Below are 16,259 nucleotides of genomic sequence, written 5' to 3'. Positions count from 1 at the left end.
TTATGGCATATCCAGATTTTACATTAGAAAATAAATTATCAGGAGTGATAGCAGGAGTAGACGAAGTTGGAAGGGGTCCACTAGCTGGTCCAGTAATGTCTGCGGCTGTAGTGTTTACTAATAGAAATATAATCATTGAAGGAATTAACGACTCGAAAAAATTGACTGCTAAAAATAGGCAAGTTCTATATGAAAAAATAATATCCGTTGCAAAATTTGGTATAGGAATGGCAAGCGTAGCAGAAATAAATTCATATAACATTTTGCAAGCAACGAAACTTTCAATGGAACGTGCGTTGGTAAACTTAGGTATAGAGTTAGATTATGTGCTAGTTGATGGTAATCAGCCACCTAAAGTAAAATGGCAAGTAAAGTCCATAGTAAAAGGCGATAGTTTAAGCGTATCAGTTGCAGCAGCTTCAATCGTTGCAAAAGTTGCAAGAGATCAACTAATGCAAGAATTGCATAATCAATATCCAGAATATAACTGGTATAAGAATAAAGGATATGGAACAAAAGGGCACATAGATGCCATAAACCTCTATGGTGTTACAGAACATCATAGAAAAAGCTTTGCACCCATTTTAAACTCCACTAAACGGGCACTACTTTAACGCGATTACTTATATTCATAACCATTAACAATAAATTTGAATGGTATTATACCAGCTAGAGTTGCTTTTATATTTGACAAAGTAAAGCTAATCTCAATAGTCTGATCCTTCATTTCCTTATTTTGCTCAGTTGTAGAAATTACAGTAGCATTTCCAACAAATGTGACTAGATCCTTGATTGATCGGTCAATGGACAATTTTACTACATTTATGTTGGAAATTTTTCTTTTAGATGAAGGCAAATCACCAACCTCATCGTTCATTTTCTCCTGAAAACCTTGATAGATTTTATGTGTAGAGTTATTTTTTATGAAATTTTTCTGGTACCCTGGTTCGACAACTTTATTAGATTCATGCATTTCAACATATTTGCTCATTAAGTACCTTGCTGCAGAAGTGTATTCATCTTCATCTTTTTTAAAACTAAGCTTACGTATTACAGAAAACTCATCCTCTGTGTGACTTACATACTTCACGAAGTTTAAATCTTTTTTAATAGGAAACAATAAGTATATATTTAATAGTAACAGGCACAGGCACACTAGGAGACATGATACTATCAATGCCATCCAAGACCTTTCTGCTACACAAAACAGATATCTATAACAGTACCATTCAATTGCTTTATTGAAATAACTCTTGTTTTTTACTGATTCAAGCAGCTTGTCTTCCATAATATAAGGCCCTAGAATTATTATAACAATAATAAATCCTAAAAATTTTAAAATATATTTAAATTTTCTAAAACAGGGTGAATGATTATATCACCTTGTTCCGCAGTAGGATAGAATTTGTCGATTTTACTCATATCCATATTTATCATTTTTACACTGAAATTTTTAGGATTATGAGTGTTACTTTCTACACTTTTGTGATAATTATAATGATGTAATTTATCTTGGTCATTAAAATAACTAAATTCATCAACGTTAGTTCTCACCTTTCTACTTCTACCACCTTTAATTAGCCCAAACAAATCGATTGCATGATTTGAGACTCGGGCTAAACAGCTTATTCCACAGTAAAAAACTTAGGTGCGTGAACGACATATTCCTTAAGTTTAGACCATAAGTCTTTTTCACGTTACTAAAATCCGCAAACTTATATTCATCCTAAAACGCTAGAATATTGTGGATCATATTTTTTATATTCAAAAAGACTCATTACCTAAAATATTACAAAACGTTAATTTATAATCACCGTCATTTAATTTAACGACTTTAAGGTAATGAAAATCTCTAGGAATTTTTATACCTCCTCTTTCGTAATATGATTGCTGTACAACTAACTCACCATTAAACGTGTGATAGCCAATTTTTGGGCAAAGTAGCTATATTGATTGCATTGTTTAGCTCAAAATTTGCTTCATAAATACCATTCAATAACTCTTTCCCTTTCTTAAGGTTGCATTCTGGCCTGGAGCTGTATTTTTAGTTAAGTTTAGTTCTTTCTGCATGCTCAATATGCTTTTGTTAAAACTTCTATCGATTACCACACAGTTAATTTACTATCAGTCAAACCACGTACTTCAAATGTCAAGCTAACAGAATTTTAGCACAAATTGATGTTGAAAGCATTATACTTTGTAAACTGATGCTACGATATTAACTGCGTTAGCTAAAACATGCTTTTTATCTAGGTGAAATTGCCCAGCAGCAGAAAAAAGTTCATCTATTTTTCTCCATTGGCTAAGTAGGATTTCAATATTATTAGCCTTTCTCTTTATGCTTTCTAAAATGAAGGCCTGAATTATATATGATGCTAGTTCCAGTTCAACTTCGCTATTAATTACTTTATTAATCATATCAGGATTCTTTAAGTTATGAAGGAATTTATAAAAGCACTTGTATGAGTCATAGGTATCACTACTTATTGCGTTTATTATCATTCCTGGCATTCCAGGAAATAAAGTAATGACTTCATCAAATGTGCTATCGTCCAATTCACACTGAGATGAAACAACTTGCTTCGTTTCATCATAAGTTAATGATAGTAAATTTAGCTGAAAGCACCTGCATTGAATAGTGGTTTGTATATTGTACGGCCTATGGCTAATTATAAATATCTTGGAGTTTTTTGGCGGTTCTTCTAATACTTTTAATATTGCATTTCTAGCGTTATTCGTCATTGCTTCTAAGCTATCTATTATAGCTATCTTGTATTCTGATTGAATAGGACTTAAGTGCAGAAAGTTTTTCATCTCTCTCACTCTTTCTACTCCAATGGTATCACCTTCAACAATGTGTAAGTCCAATGCTACTTCATCACAGTTTTTTACAAGAAGCCAATTGGAAAAGAATTTTGTAAGGGTTGCTTTTCCTATACCTTTTTTACCGCAGATTAACCAAGATTGAACAGACAAGTTGTCCATTAGTTTTCTTTTTGCTTGATCATGACCTATTAATTTTTTCATTCTTTTTCCTATAAATCTCAGTCAAAAGCATATTATTTACCACTTGCAATGAAATTATACCTTCTCTTAAAAACTTAATCCTATTCCCAGTTAAGTCAGTAATAGTAGATTCTATACCAGAAACTAGTTCATCACCTTCAATCACTGCAGATAAATGTTGCTTAATAGATTGAGGTATATCGCTTGCCTTGCACACACTTTTTTCTCCCGAAACATTTATACTAGTTGCAACTATTGGAATTTTCAACCTATTTAATATTGAAATTGCAATAGGATGATCAGGTATTCTTATGCCTATACTACCTTTAAAAAATCTATTTGGTAACATATTGTTATTTTTAAGCGGTAAAATATAGGTAATTGGTCCGGGAGAAAAGTGATTTATTAAGTCAATATATTTTTCCTCTAGCCTTGCTATTTTTACCAGACTGCAAACATCACTAACAAATATAGACAGTGGCTTATCTTGAGAACGTTTCTTTACCTGATATATTTTCTCGATAGCTCCATCATCTAGTGCATTACAAGCAAGAGCATACACTGTCTCTGTTGGAAAACACACTAGCAAATTGTTCTGTATTGCATTTATTATTTCAGATACCATATAGCTAAACGTAGTAATCAGATAGGCCTTTTCATAAGCAGTTGAATAGCTACTATATTGAACTTTACCAGCACTTTCTAGTTGTTGTGAATATTATAAGTTTACCGCAGATTTGCTAGATCCCAAATTCTTCATTGATTTTATCAACTATTTCTTGTGATGGATCTTCTCCCCATCCTGAATATAAGACCTCTCCATAGTCTGCAACATCCATAGAACCAGTTCTACTTTTTGCAAGAAACATTTCTCTCTTATCTTTATCAACTAATACATAGTGCCATGCTGATCTTCCGCGGTCTTTACCACGGACTAAATATATGAGATCTGACCTACTTCTTCTTGTTGCATCAGCAAAAGATCTTTCATTGACAGTTCTGCTTTTGCCTTTTATGCTACCACTCTCAGAAAAAGCTTCTTTCGGTTCAGTTTTTTTGCTTGCTAACTGAGAAATTTTTCCTCTCTCTTCTAGTGCACGTGCTTTGGTGTTTTGAGATGAATATTTACTAGAAAAACTTCCTCCTATACTGCTAGAGGTTCTGTTTGCAAAACGCTTAATAAACAAATTATCGTCGTTGTTTTCTACCATAAAAATCTCCAAATTTTAGATTGTGGAATCCAAATTTTTACTACACCCTATCATACATTAATTAAATTAATACGAATGAGAGATAACATAATAATTATTACAGGAATCACAGCTTCAGGTAAATCAGAATTATGTGATAACCTGATAAAAAAGTATGGAAATATCAGTATAGTAAACTGTGATTCAAAGCAGGTGTACAAAGAAATTCCCATAATTACTGCTCAGCCACCAAAGCAAGAAGAATTTTATAGACTATATGGTTGTGTTCCAGCAAAAGAAAATTATTCTGTGGGTTTATGGTTAGAAGACCTAAAAGGGGAAGTTGATCACGCATTAGAAAATGCACGAATGCCTATCATCACTGGAGGAAGTGGGCTTTATATCAGCAGTTTAATCAATAGCTTATCGCCAATACCAAAAGTAAGCGAGGAAATAAGAAAAAATGTAAGTGAACTCAGGAAAAATCTAAGTAAAGAGGAGTTCTACAAATTAGTACTAAGCAAAGACTCAAAAATTCAAGGTAAAATATCCACAAATGACTTACATCGCCTTTCAAGGGCACTTGAAGTTATTACTGCAACTGGCAAGTCAATTTTCGTATGGCAAGAAAGTAGGCAGCTCCCTTTATTCGATAATTTTAAGATATATACGATTTTGCCTAAACGTGAGGATGTATACCGAAAAATAAATTCCCGTTTTGTTACAATGATTGAAAGTGGGGCAGTTGACGAAGTAAAAAAACTACTTAACATGAACCTAGCTCCACACTTGCCAGCTATGAGAGCGCACGGAGTGCCAGAAATCATAAAGTACTTGAAAGGTAAGATTACTTTAAGTGAGGCAATACAAATCGCTCAAACAAACACAAGGCATTACGCAAAACGTCAGTACACCTGGTTTAAAAATCAATTCCCAAATTCTGAAGTAATTGACTGTGCAAACAAGTTGATAGAGTTTGAGATATTTTGATTATTATCAAGGTAAAGTCTCACATTCATTGTTAAAAGGATCTACATCTGGGTTTTTTACACAACTGTTCACTTCTAGCGGATTGCCTAACCCGTGCTCTATTTTGTTTTTAAAGAATCCAAGCTTTTCACACAATTTCTGGAAACATTCTTTCGTGATATCAAACAAGCTTTTATTATCTATATTATAATCCTTCAGTCTCTTAGGGCAGTGGGAGATAATTTACCATCTTTGTTATGTCACACTGTCTTTCCCATCTTGAGATTCAAGTGTAAATCCTACTGAGGACGATATATTATATGTTGTCCTATTTTTTTCCCTGGCACTTCTATAGGTATTGTTGAAGCGTTACATTTAACTCTTACAGAATTTGAATTTTTTCACGATCAATCAGTACTCTTCTATTAACATTACTACTATTAACATCCATATGTAATCCATACTTATTAGAGAGTTCACAAATAAATGGCGCACATATAAATTCATACCCTGCTTGATTATAATTAGTGATTAGTTCCTCCGGAATATGATCGCTTGGCGCTTTTGCTCCAACATCTTTAAACATTTTTTTTAAAATTTCCTTTACAAACGTACGGTAATTCTTATTTTTATCTTCTTTTGGCAATAGGTTAGTATATTTTATACCTATATTGTAAAAACTTTCAAAATATTGATCAGTTTTTTTATGGTCAGGAACTTTTTTATCTTCACGGTGGTCATTCCAAACTTTACCAAATTTACATTGCTTAGCTCCGTTTATTAATGTAGCAATTAAAGTTCCGTCTATACTTTTGCCATTAATAGCAAATCTCATTTTTCGAAAATCGGCATACATAATTGCACCAGAATTTGCTCCTTTATTACCTTTTGGAACTCTTAACTTATTGAAATCAAGTTTTTCTGCCTGAGCTTTTAGAGTAACTACTGGATTTTCCTTTTCATCTGGCGTAGGGTTGTTTATTATTAATATCTTAATATATACTAATAATAGTACAATAATATATAAAAATTATTAGTAATTTAATAGATCTATCTAGTATAGACTTTATGACAGAAAACAATGCATAGCTTGACTACAGGGTGACAGGACTTTAAGAAGATTAATAAACAGTTTTACACAGTATGAATCTCAACGAGCAACCAGATGTGCTGACTTTTCTAAACAGCAATCTGAAAGGTATATCTAAATTCCATTTTGGAATACTATCTAAACTTTGTGGTGGGAACAAAGTGATGGACCTACTGTTTTATAGACCACTCAGTTATGTAGATAGAAGTAAGTCACTACTTGATGCTCGAGTTGGGGAACTTACAACTTTTATCGCGAAAATCTATGAGCATCAGCCTCCTACTTTTAGAGGTAGACCATATAAGATAGTCGTTGAAAGTAAAAGTCAGTATATATTTATAGTTTTTTTTAATTACTCAATTAAGTATTTATATAAATTATTTCCAATTGGAGCCAATGTAATCATCAGCGGTAAACTCGAAAAATTTGCTGAGCATTGGCAAGTTACCCACCCAGATTACGTGTTGCTTGACACCAATCAGTTTGAAGAAATAGCTCGCGTAGAACCAGTTTATCAATTATGTCGTGGTATTACTAACAAGAGCATTAGGAACATAATAAACTCCAATCTAAAAGAATTGCCTGACTTACCAGAATGGATAGGTGATACATTAATTAAACAAAACAAATGGCTAAGTTGGAAGGAAAGCATCATAAAGCTGCATAGACCGAACTCATTGGCAGAAGCGGAAATTTGCAGGAGAAGGCTTGCTTATGATGAATTGTTTGCATACCAGATGGCGCTGAAGCTTGCAAGAGAAAATCATGTAAGAAAAAGGGGACGAGAATTTACAATATCCAACAAGTATAAAGAACAAGTTTTAAATGAATTGTCATTTCAATTAACAAATGATCAAATTCGTGCAATAGATGAAATTTCAGAGAGGCAAAAATCCAAATGCCGCATGGTAAGTTTACTGCAAGGTGATGTTGGTAGTGGCAAAACTGTAGTTGCACTTTTTGCGATGCTAAATGTGATAGAAAATAACATGCAAGCAGCTTTGATGGCACCAACTACTATCTTGGCGGAGCAACACTATAACTGGATCGAGGAGGCATTGTCTTATACCGATATAAAAATTGCTTTGCTTACTGGTAAAACCACACGTAAGGAAAGAAAGATTATTACAAACGAACTTGCAAGTGGTATTTTAAAAATAATAATCGGTACTCATGCACTATTTCAGGCTAATGTTACATTTAAAAATTTAGGGCTTGCAGTTATAGACGAACAACAGCGATTTGGAGTGATACAGAGAAACTGCTTGGTGGGTAAAGGAGAAAATGCTGATATACTTTTTGTTACGGCAACTCCAATCCCAAGAACTTTGCAACAAGCTATATATGGTGATGTTGAATGTTCAATTCTGAGAGAAAAACCAAAATCCAGGCTACCAATAAAAACTGTAGCTATGAACATTAAAAAATTAGTAGAAGTTATTGAAAAACTAAAAAGTGCTATAAACAGAGGCGAAAAAGCGTATTGGATTTGTCCATGTATAGGAGGAAATGAAGGGCTAAATATTGCTGCAGCGGAAATGCGCTTTCAGGAATTACAAAAGACATTTTTTAATAAAGTTGGGATAATACATGGAAAATTAACTCAAGTTCAAAAAGATCAAGTTATGTTTTCCTTCAAAAGGAATGAGTTTCCTCTTCTCGTTGCAACTACTGTAATAGAGGTTGGTATAGACGTACCAGACGCAACCATTATGATTATAGAAAATGCAGAGCAATTTGGACTATCGCAATTACATCAGTTAAGAGGCAGAGTAGGGCGAGGAAATAAGCCGTCTTTTTGTGTATTATTATATAATAACATAAGTAAAAGCTCATTTTCAAAATTAAAAATCATGTGCGAGTCACAGGATGGATTTTACATTGCTGAAAAGGACATGATGCTAAGAGGCAGTGGAGATATACTAGGCCTAAAACAATCAGGATGCATGGAATTTAAGTTTGCTGATTTATACAAGGACAGAGAACTGCTCAACCTTGCATACAATAATACAAAAAGTGCAATTGCTGAGAATAAGTCTTTTGAATTACTGCTTGATATATTTGAATATAGAAGTAGATTACATTTTTCAAAGTTTCAGTGAAAGGGTGTAGTGTTGTTGATAGCATAAAGGACTATTATTTATATCGAAGATTTTTTTGTGTTCGATCAAGAACAGATTCACACCATTTTCATTGTTCAAAGTCTTACGTATAATTATTCCTTCAAATTCTTCCATCTTTCTGCCTGAATTAATAGGGCTTTTATAAAACCTGCCTTGTCCTCTGTGTATGCCTCTCTATTTTCAACGAAGGTTTTACTTAATTTGTACTTTAGTTCAGAGTATTCTTTTGCTTTTCTACAATTTTCTCTTAAGTAATCATGTAATAACAGATAGCCTTTATGATGTTTACTGTTCTAAGCAACGATATGAATTTAGATAAAATTCTACTTTTTTCTTCCTTAAACTGAATAAGCCAGTATTTACATACTCTCGAATTTGTATCATGCTAATATCCCAAAAAAAATCAAATCTATGTATCTTAGAAATTGTTCACAAATTAGTGAACTAAGGAAAGCACCTCTTTATCATAACCCTAGCTATAGCCAGGTATATTAAATTTTCATTAGATATTATAAGTAAATTATATTCCTTTGATAATCTTCTATTCTCTTTTAACCTACTACGTAATAGTTTGCTGAATTTAATTGGATCAGTTGTGAGTCGATCATTTATCACCTTTGTAATTCTTGATCTTGTTATTTTTGGAAGATTTAGAAAATCTATTTCAGTAAAGTTTTTTGAGTAGATAATGTTATATTTTAGTTCATATCCTCGCTCTTTCAGATAGCACTGTGCTCTAATTTATATCCTCTTCTTATAATAACATCGGCTAATGTAATCTCCCTCTATTTTACATTCGATTCCTTCTGTGATTAACCTTTTTGCCAACTCTTGAACAGCTTCCTTAGTAAATTCAGCTAGTCTAGTAAGGTGATGTGAGATTTTTGGGTTGAGTGCTATGTAAATTCTGAATCTGCCATAAGTTTTACTGAAGTCTAATACTGTAACAACAGTACAACATTTTTCTGAATTTTTCAATGAAAAAAGTGTTTACATAAAGCTGTCTGAGTCAGGTAATGACACAAGGAAAGTGTTATATATGTACATTTGTAGTAGGTTTAATAACGTACACTAATCTCTCTCTTTATCTTATACAAATTAATCAGGTAAAGTGAATACAATGCCCACACTACTAAAAAAAATGTGGTACAAAATATAAACATTGCAATTAATGGCAACAGTAGAGAACCTTCTATTGCTATTCCACCTTTTCTGAGAATACTTGCTGGCTGGTGGAGAGTAGCCCACAGATTCACAGAGAATTTTACTATAGGGATATTTATAGCACTAAAGATGGCAAATACTGCTGCTGATTTTTTGGCTCTTTCTTCATTGTCAAAAGCATTCCACAATGAAAGGTATCCAACGTATAGAAAAAATAAAATCAACATTGAAGTGAGCCTTGCATCCCATACCCACCAAGTACCCCAGGTTCCTTTTCCCCAGATGCTGCCTGTGATTAAACATATTGCAGAGAAGACCACCCCTACAGGAGCAGCAGCGTGTGCCAAAACGCTGGCAATGCTATTACTCCACACTAAGGAAATGAAACTGAGTAGTGCAATTAATCCATATGTTCCGAGAGAAAACCATGCAGAAGGCACATGAAGATACATAATGCGTACAATTTCTCCTTGTTTATAATCCTCTGGAGAGAAGAATAAGGCTAAAAACATTCCGGCTAAAAAACATGCAAAACAAATAACCCCAAGCCAAGGCAAAGCTTTCTTAGCAAAGTAAAAGAAATTTTTGGGCTTTAATAAAAACATTTACTTCAAGAATAGTTGTGTTAAGAATTTATCAGTTAGCTTGAGCTTTATCAACAGGATAGTGTCTATGTTTATGTGGGCCAGCAAATTAGCACAATCAACTTTCACGCAATCCCGTTAAAAATTGTATTTTAACATGAGATTAGCTACTTTTACGTTACAACTTAGTGTCCGATCTGGATTACGATGTCATACGCTGAAATGATACTATTTTGGGTTACTCCTAAATTACTTCAGCTACAAATATTTAAGAAACTTACTAAGCAAAAGAAAGGCAAGAAAACTGTTAGCTAGTTATTCACTATCTATTTTTTAAATTGACGTTTTTTTACTGTATTGAATGCTTTAATAAGCGTATTTCAACTTATATTAAGTAAAAACCTTGAAAAGTTATAAAGACATGCGGTGCATATAGTGCAAAAAATTAAATATGAAGCACCAAGTACATTGAGTTTTTTTATCATTTAATTTGCATAGACTAAAGATAAATAAATAGCTTCAATGTTACAATAAGGGAACTGGCAAAGTTTGTCAAGCAGTTTTTAGTTTGACTCTCTGTTTTTATATGTTTGTGTAATTTTAGTAGTAGGTTGCTTAGGTCTATACTATTATTTAACATGATGCTGTAAAAATATGACTCTTAAAAAGCTCAATCTACACTTAGTATCCGACTCAAGCGGTGAAACTGTCATATCAGTTGCAAAATCAGCTCTGAAACACTTTCGTTCTATAGAAACAGTCGAATATGTTTGGTCTTTTGTGAAAGAAGAAGAACAAATTGATAAAATTTTGGAGGAAATTAATAAGAAAAGTAATGAGCATAACTTTGTTATATGTACTATTACTAATGATAAGCTAAGAAAATATCTAAAAGATAACTGTGTAAAATTGAAAATTCCCTATAGAGCGATATTATCACATATTATGAGGGAAATTTCATCCTATCTTGAGATTGAAAAAGACGAAAAGTTCGACTTGCATACTGAGATAAATAATGAATATTTTCAGCGCATCGAGGCGATAAACTACACTATTAATCATGATGATGGACAAAATATTCAAGATATTGATAAATCAGACATAATCTTGATTGGAGTTTCACGCACATCAAAATCTCCTACTAGTATGTATTTAGCTTATCGTGGCTATAAGGTTGCAAATATTCCTTTTGTTGGTGAGATACCCTTTTACTTTGACTTAGCAAAATTAAAAGACAAACTAACAATAGGGTTAACAATAGATGTAAATAGGCTAGTCGAAATACGGAAAAATAGGCTTACTTCAATTAATAACGAAGATAATAGTATATATGCTGATCCTAAGAAAGTAGAGAAGGAAATTAAAAAAGCAGAGGAGCTCTTTAAACAAAATAATTGGCCAATTATTGATGTAACACAAAAGTCAATCGAGGAAGTATCAGCAACAATTATACAATATTTTAATAGGATGTAGGTAATTTATCAATTGACTAACTTTTTATAGATGACTATAATATTAGTTATTTAGTGCTGAAATGGATATGAAAGTCAAAGGGTCATTAAAATCCCACCGCAACAGAGATAAAAATTGTAAAGTTGTAAAAAGGGGCGGTAGGATTTATATTATAAATGAAATAAAGCCAAGGTGCAAAACACGCCAGGGCTCTTAAGGTTGGTTGTCTTGAGGCAAGGGGAAAGTACAATACTACATATGGGTGTTAGTGTGCTTTCTAGTGTAAGTGCTTGGTTTGGAAAGGTATTATAAAAGAGTCCTGAAGGAGGTTTAGTTTTTTGTTCACCTTTTTCGTGTTATGTGTTTCTCAATTTCTTATGTGTAGAAGTATGCCTCAAAAAAAGAAAAGGTTACTGTATTTAAGTGTAGCTTTACTCATTTCTTCTCTTGCACTATATTTTAGTATCAGTACAATCACAGGTAGACATGGCTTATTGGTATTAATAAATTAAAAAAAAGAGGTAGGGTACAATAAATTTTTGTTAAAGAATATCTCTTTTTTAAGAAAGAGATGTTGAGTAACGAAGTATTTGGCTTATATGAAAAAGGCTTAGATTTGCTTGATAAATAAGCAAAAGGTGCTTTGGATTATGTAAATCCTAATGAATTCATGGTTGTTCTTGATATAGAATAGTAACATCTTTAAAAAAAGAGAAAAAATTGCTATAATCCAAGAGAAGGCGTTGTAAGTAAAATGAATATAAGAAGTATCTTATTAGCTTTTTTAGCACAAGCTGTACTCAGTTTACCGTTGTTTGCAGCTGATCCTATTTTGCTCAACTGTATTGAAACTCCGGGAGTATATGATCTTGATGCGAGGCCAAAAATTTTTAACTCTTCAAATAATTTAAGAAGAAAGCCTGGTTCCCTAAGTAGTGCAACAGGGGAATTGATAAATATAGTAGGTAGGATTACTGATATAAACTGTTTGCCAATACAAAATGCTGTAGTTTCTATATGGCACGCGAATTCATGTGGCGTGAACCATTATGATGAGAATATGGAAGGTAATCAACTTGATCCAAATTTTGCTGGATCAGGCAGGTTTATAGTGAATAACCTTGGGTATTATAATTTTATTACAGTAGCACCTGGTAAAATTGGTGATAGGGCTCCACACATCAACTTTTTGGTTCAACATCCAGATTTTCCAGAATTCGCAACACAAATGTTTTTTGCTGACCATAATTGCGACAACTGTGCTGATTCTGTTCTTGAAAGTTTTATCGACAGTGGGCTTGCAAGCCTTCTGATAGCACCATTTGGTTATAACAACCGGGCCATTAAAACCTATACGTTTAACATTACCTTGAGCGGATATAATAAGTTTTCTGGTAAGAAATAAAACTTGTATTTTTCGGCCGTTCTGGTAAATATTACCCTGATTAAGTATGGAGCTATGAATGATGAAAATAACAATTTCTAAAGTTTTACCTGATTTTGAAACACTAGTGGTAGGTTTATTTGAAGATGGTGAGCTCGTAAGTAATGGCAAGGTTCTGCAAGACAAGCAGATTATAAATAGCATCAAGAAATTTAGTCACTTCAATGGAGGCTTTGGTGAATTTTTTTCTGTTACTTTATCAGATGGTAAGAATGTTATAATTGTTGGGCTTGGTAAGAGAGATGAATGGAATGAAAATAAGGAATTAAGTGTTGGCGGTAAAATATATTGTGAGCTAGGCAGATTAAAGATTAAACAAGCAACGGTTTCAATTGAAGGCAGTGCAGAAAATATTGCATATGGTGCATTCCTACGTAGTTTTAAGTTTGATAAGTATAAAACTAAGAAGGATGAAGAAATTACAGAAGTAGAGGAGATTATGGTACTAGCAAAAGATGAGCAGTTAAACGATGCTGAAAAATCGTTTGAGCATTTAAGACAAGAAGGTGAAGGCATATTTCTTGCGCGTACTTTCATCACTGAACCACCTAACGTTTTGTACCCAGAGTCCTATGCTGACTGTATAAAAAGCGAACTTACTAAATTTGGTCTTGAAATTGAAGTGCTTGATAAAAAGCAGATGGAAAAGAAGAAAATGGGAGCTTTGCTTGGAGTAGCACAAGGAAGTAGTAAAGAGCCTAAGTTGGTAGTAATAAGATGGAATGGAGCTTCTAAAGAACAAAAACCGATAGCTTTTGTGGGTAAAGGTATAACATTTGATACTGGTGGAGTATCGCTTAAACCTTCACGTGGTATGGAGTCAATGAAGTATGACATGGCGGGCTCTGCTGCTGTGGTTGGAGTGATGCGCACTCTAGCTGGGCGAAAAGCGAGGATAAATGCAGTCGGTGTGGTTGCACTTGCAGAAAATGCAATAGATGGTAATGCTCAAAGGCCGAGCGATGTAGTAACTTCAATGTCTGGACAGACAATAGAAGTGTTAAACACTGATGCAGAAGGAAGGCTCGTACTTGCAGACGCTTTATGGTATACGCAGGACAGATTTGCGCCTGAATTTATGATTGATCTTGCAACTTTAACTGGTGCTATAGTAGTTGCACTTGGGAATAATGAATATGCTGGTCTTTTTTCCAACAATGATGAATTAGCAAATCGTCTCGTTGAGGCAGGAAATGAAGCAAATGAGAAGTTATGGCGTTTTCCTATGAATGAAACTTACGATAAAATTATCGATTCGCCGATTGCTGATGTGCAAAACATAGCTCCTACAGGTTCTGGTGGAGATAGCATAATGGCTGCACAATTTTTACAGCGTTTTGTAAATGATACTTGCTGGGCACATTTAGATATTGCAGGTACAGCTTGGCACGAAAAAGGCACTGATATTTCTCCAAAAGGAGCAGTGGGCTTTGGCGTAAGATTACTCAATAAATTGGTTGAGAAGTACTACGAAACGAGTGATTAAAGATTTTCACACTGAAGTTTTAAAAGTTTTCACTATATTCAGCAAAAAGAGGAAGTTAGAGTTGGTTGTTCATGTAATCTATGGCTGTGTTATATAACTGTATGAACATTTGCTTTTATTAAGGTAATGTACACAATAAATGGTGTCATTTCAGTGATCTTGCTCAAAAGAAGTAGATTGGATGTAACTCCTAATGGATTAGGCAAATAGGTGAAAAGTATGACGAATTAAAAAAAGCCTTGAACAATCAAAGAAACCATCTTAAGTAATTCCCTCTTGGGGTTTTTTAATGTCATCTACCGAAAAGCTAGTAATTTTAACTATAACCTCTATGGAGGCACCAGCCTTAAGTAAATTTTGAGCCACAGCTATTTTGGCCTGTTTTTTCGCCCTCTGCTTTGCCCTTTTTGATGTCCGATTTGGGTGCCTTCGTCTCTGCCGATTTTTTTTGCCTTTTTCAGTAGCATCATCGGGTTTTTGTTCTAAAATAGCAGCTTCTTTCTGTAAATCCATTACCTTTTCTTCACGTGCTACTAGGTCTTTCTCATCCCAATAAAATTTTTCTAATTCATTATATGCTAATTTTATTATTGGTAATTTTTCTGCTATTTTTCTTAAATCTTTATCAGTTGTTTCCTCTGCATGCGTAAAGAAAAAATACTAACGCTCTATTGTAGTCTCTAGTTGTTCTACCTTATCTTTATCTTTTGTAAATTTAGGCAAATTAATAAAGACAAATTAAAAGTCTTTTAAGTAATATCCATTGATTTTTATGTCATGTATATTATGGGTGGAAATATAATCAATCTCTTTAGGAAATAGAATATTATTGGAAATAACAATAAAGAATACTTCCTTAAAATCCAAATAATTACCAGATTGCTTTGAGTAAACTTTAACAGCATAAAGTTGAGTACGTTTTTAAAAGCCTTTGTCTCTAACGAGATGTGTTTCTGCAATGTATCTGTTACCGTGAAAATTCTTACATAGAAAACATCAACGGTACTCTGTTTATCAGAAGCGATCTCATGATTCATAATAAAATGCTAAGGAACTCAACTTCTGTATGGTATTAATACCAGTAAAGCCTAAGACATCATTAAAAAAGTAAATAAGGATATTCTTATTTTTTTCAGTGCCGAAGATTTTTTTGAATGTCAAGTTTAACTTAGGATCTAAAAATTTAGAAAAAGCCATAGTCAAAGCACTTAGAGAATATTAATGATTATACGCTGCTCTACATAAATATTCAACTTTTTTACATTTTGTCTTGTTGCTATGTGTTGCAGAAAAAAATGAAAGCATTTTATCAGTGTCTGGTTAACTCTGACAAAACTGCTAAAATTGCATTAGTTACTGTTATGAGGAGATTATTATTATTTTTACTTTTATATTAAAAATAATAAGTTTTATCTTGATTCTCAAACGAATGCTGTCTTTATACTGGAGTTTAACTTTCTAAACTCCAATATCATTTACTATTAAATTGAATAAGAGTTCTTATTTACTTTTTGTGGACTGATTACATGTATTTAGTATTTAGCGTTAAATCAATCAAATTCCGTTCTTCGTTGTTTGCTTTACAAACGTTCCAATATTCAACTGATTCTTCGTTTTTTTTATAGGATCCGGTATTTTTGCATTAGGATTTTTTTCTAATGCATGCTCAATTAAGAGCCTACAGCAAATTCCATATTAGATTGACTTATTTTTATTGTATAAGCAAACAGGACGATCTAAAGTGGTTCTTC

General features: G+C 33.1%; 16 protein-coding genes and 3 pseudogenes. 7 read left to right on the top strand and 12 right to left on the bottom strand.

The annotated features are described in order from the left end of the window. Window positions 1-2: 2 nt before the first annotated feature. Window positions 3-614 (top strand): ribonuclease HII, encoded by a 612-nt coding sequence (locus WBM_RS03875; RefSeq protein WP_011256840.1) that lies wholly within the window; start codon window positions 3-5, stop codon window positions 612-614. 5 nt (window positions 615-619) lie between these two features. On the opposite strand, the gene WBM_RS03870 is transcribed toward WBM_RS03875, so the two are convergent. From WBM_RS03870 to WBM_RS03850, 5 genes are all read right to left on the bottom strand, one after another. After that, on the bottom strand, window positions 620-1,288 hold the full coding sequence (locus WBM_RS03870; RefSeq protein ID WP_011256839.1) for a conjugal transfer protein TraJ: 669 nt from the start codon (window positions 1,286-1,288) through the stop codon (window positions 620-622). Between the two features lie 47 nt (window positions 1,289-1,335). Next, window positions 1,336-1,590: a hypothetical protein gene (locus tag WBM_RS06545; RefSeq protein WP_011256838.1), complete on the bottom strand. Its 255-nt coding sequence runs from the start codon at window positions 1,588-1,590 to the stop codon at window positions 1,336-1,338. Window positions 1,591-2,190: 600 nt separating this feature from the next. Continuing rightward, window positions 2,191-3,027 (bottom strand): DNA polymerase III subunit delta', encoded by an 837-nt coding sequence (locus WBM_RS03860; RefSeq protein WP_011256837.1) that lies wholly within the window; start codon window positions 3,025-3,027, stop codon window positions 2,191-2,193. Next, entirely contained in the window at window positions 3,005-3,631 is a 627-nt protein-coding gene (locus tag WBM_RS03855) for an L-threonylcarbamoyladenylate synthase (protein WP_011256836.1), read from the bottom strand. Before WBM_RS03855 ends, WBM_RS03860 begins: the two co-directional genes overlap by 23 nt. 115 nt (window positions 3,632-3,746) lie before the next feature. Continuing rightward, window positions 3,747-4,217 (bottom strand): hypothetical protein, encoded by a 471-nt coding sequence (locus tag WBM_RS03850; RefSeq protein ID WP_011256835.1) that lies wholly within the window; start codon window positions 4,215-4,217, stop codon window positions 3,747-3,749. Between the two features lie 75 nt (window positions 4,218-4,292). On the opposite strand from WBM_RS03850, the gene miaA reads away from it, so the two are divergent. Beyond that, the gene (miaA, locus tag WBM_RS03845; RefSeq protein WP_011256834.1) at window positions 4,293-5,186 is read left to right on the top strand and encodes a tRNA (adenosine(37)-N6)-dimethylallyltransferase MiaA; all 894 of its coding nucleotides are present in this window, start codon (window positions 4,293-4,295) and stop codon (window positions 5,184-5,186) included. Between the two features lie 6 nt (window positions 5,187-5,192). Here miaA and WBM_RS05825 read toward each other — a convergent pair whose 3' ends face one another. Next, window positions 5,193-5,354 (bottom strand): hypothetical protein, encoded by a 162-nt coding sequence (locus WBM_RS05825; RefSeq protein ID WP_158676304.1) that lies wholly within the window; start codon window positions 5,352-5,354, stop codon window positions 5,193-5,195. 193 nt (window positions 5,355-5,547) lie between these two features. Next, window positions 5,548-6,021 (bottom strand): hypothetical protein, encoded by a 474-nt coding sequence (locus WBM_RS03840; protein ID WP_050707676.1) that lies wholly within the window; start codon window positions 6,019-6,021, stop codon window positions 5,548-5,550. A gap of 287 nt (window positions 6,022-6,308) precedes the next feature. On the opposite strand from WBM_RS03840, the gene WBM_RS03835 reads away from it, so the two are divergent. Continuing rightward, window positions 6,309-8,357, top strand: coding sequence for an ATP-dependent DNA helicase RecG (locus tag WBM_RS03835; protein ID WP_011256833.1), 2,049 nt, complete (start codon window positions 6,309-6,311; stop codon window positions 8,355-8,357). A 113-nt stretch (window positions 8,358-8,470) separates the two neighbouring features. Here the strand turns inward: WBM_RS03835 and WBM_RS06980 are convergent. The 4 genes and pseudogenes from WBM_RS06980 to ccmC all read right to left on the bottom strand — a co-directional run. Next, window positions 8,471-8,656 (bottom strand): annotated as a pseudogene (locus WBM_RS06980) (GrpB family protein); the annotation flags it as partial. Window positions 8,657-8,822: 166 nt separating this feature from the next. Continuing rightward, window positions 8,823-8,933 (bottom strand): annotated as a pseudogene (locus WBM_RS06540) (IS5 family transposase); the annotation flags it as partial. Window positions 8,934-9,119: 186 nt separating this feature from the next. Then, window positions 9,120-9,356 (bottom strand): hypothetical protein, encoded by a 237-nt coding sequence (locus WBM_RS05935; protein WP_179943605.1) that lies wholly within the window; start codon window positions 9,354-9,356, stop codon window positions 9,120-9,122. An 80-nt stretch (window positions 9,357-9,436) separates the two neighbouring features. Continuing rightward, on the bottom strand, window positions 9,437-10,147 hold the full coding sequence (gene ccmC, locus WBM_RS03825) for a heme ABC transporter permease CcmC (RefSeq protein WP_011256832.1): 711 nt from the start codon (window positions 10,145-10,147) through the stop codon (window positions 9,437-9,439). Between the two features lie 633 nt (window positions 10,148-10,780). Between ccmC and WBM_RS03820 the strand changes: the two genes are divergently transcribed. The 4 genes from WBM_RS03820 (at window position 10,781) to WBM_RS03805 (ending at window position 14,508) form a co-directional block, all read left to right on the top strand. Then, a complete protein-coding gene (locus WBM_RS03820; RefSeq protein WP_011256831.1) occupies window positions 10,781-11,599 on the top strand; it encodes a pyruvate, water dikinase regulatory protein in 819 nt (272 codons plus the stop codon). A 67-nt stretch (window positions 11,600-11,666) separates the two neighbouring features. Beyond that, window positions 11,667-11,795, top strand: a complete 129-nt coding sequence (ykgO, locus tag WBM_RS03815) for a type B 50S ribosomal protein L36 (protein ID WP_011256830.1) — start codon at window positions 11,667-11,669, stop codon at window positions 11,793-11,795. A 537-nt stretch (window positions 11,796-12,332) separates the two neighbouring features. Continuing rightward, window positions 12,333-12,983, top strand: a complete 651-nt coding sequence (locus tag WBM_RS03810) for a protocatechuate 3,4-dioxygenase (RefSeq protein WP_011256829.1) — start codon at window positions 12,333-12,335, stop codon at window positions 12,981-12,983. 61 nt (window positions 12,984-13,044) lie between these two features. Beyond that, on the top strand, window positions 13,045-14,508 hold the full coding sequence (locus WBM_RS03805) for a leucyl aminopeptidase (protein ID WP_041571489.1): 1,464 nt from the start codon (window positions 13,045-13,047) through the stop codon (window positions 14,506-14,508). A gap of 261 nt (window positions 14,509-14,769) precedes the next feature. Here the strand turns inward: WBM_RS03805 and WBM_RS03800 are convergent. Continuing rightward, a pseudogene (locus tag WBM_RS03800) lies at window positions 14,770-15,705 on the bottom strand (Rpn family recombination-promoting nuclease/putative transposase). Between the last annotated feature and the right edge of the window lie 554 nt (window positions 15,706-16,259).

It is taken from the genome of Wolbachia endosymbiont strain TRS of Brugia malayi (assembly GCF_000008385.1).
GTDB lineage: Bacteria > Pseudomonadota > Alphaproteobacteria > Rickettsiales > Anaplasmataceae > Wolbachia.
The sequence above is the reverse complement of the archived record's forward strand: the minus strand, read 5'-3'. Positions and strand labels throughout refer to the sequence as shown.

Bases quoted from the DNA above. Each gene is read 5' to 3' on its own strand.
- miaA (WP_011256834.1), top strand. From the start codon at position 4,293: ATGAGAGATAACATAATAATTATTACAGGAATCACAGCTTCAGGTAAA.
- ccmC (WP_011256832.1), bottom strand. From the start codon at position 10,147: ATGTTTTTATTAAAGCCCAAAAATTTCTTTTACTTTGCTAAGAAAGCT.
- WBM_RS03805 (WP_041571489.1), top strand. From the start codon at position 13,045: ATGAAAATAACAATTTCTAAAGTTTTACCTGATTTTGAAACACTAGTG.
- WBM_RS03860 (WP_011256837.1), bottom strand. From the start codon at position 3,027: ATGAAAAAATTAATAGGTCATGATCAAGCAAAAAGAAAACTAATGGAC.
- WBM_RS03820 (WP_011256831.1), top strand. From the start codon at position 10,781: ATGACTCTTAAAAAGCTCAATCTACACTTAGTATCCGACTCAAGCGGT.
- WBM_RS03850 (WP_011256835.1), bottom strand. From the start codon at position 4,217: ATGGTAGAAAACAACGACGATAATTTGTTTATTAAGCGTTTTGCAAAC.
- ykgO (WP_011256830.1), top strand. From the start codon at position 11,667: ATGAAAGTCAAAGGGTCATTAAAATCCCACCGCAACAGAGATAAAAAT.
- WBM_RS03835 (WP_011256833.1), top strand. From the start codon at position 6,309: ATGAATCTCAACGAGCAACCAGATGTGCTGACTTTTCTAAACAGCAAT.
- WBM_RS03855 (WP_011256836.1), bottom strand. From the start codon at position 3,631: ATGGTATCTGAAATAATAAATGCAATACAGAACAATTTGCTAGTGTGT.
- WBM_RS03840 (WP_050707676.1), bottom strand. From the start codon at position 6,021: ATGTATGCCGATTTTCGAAAAATGAGATTTGCTATTAATGGCAAAAGT.
- WBM_RS03875 (WP_011256840.1), top strand. From the start codon at position 3: ATGGCATATCCAGATTTTACATTAGAAAATAAATTATCAGGAGTGATA.
- WBM_RS03810 (WP_011256829.1), top strand. From the start codon at position 12,333: ATGAATATAAGAAGTATCTTATTAGCTTTTTTAGCACAAGCTGTACTC.
- WBM_RS03870 (WP_011256839.1), bottom strand. From the start codon at position 1,288: ATGGAAGACAAGCTGCTTGAATCAGTAAAAAACAAGAGTTATTTCAAT.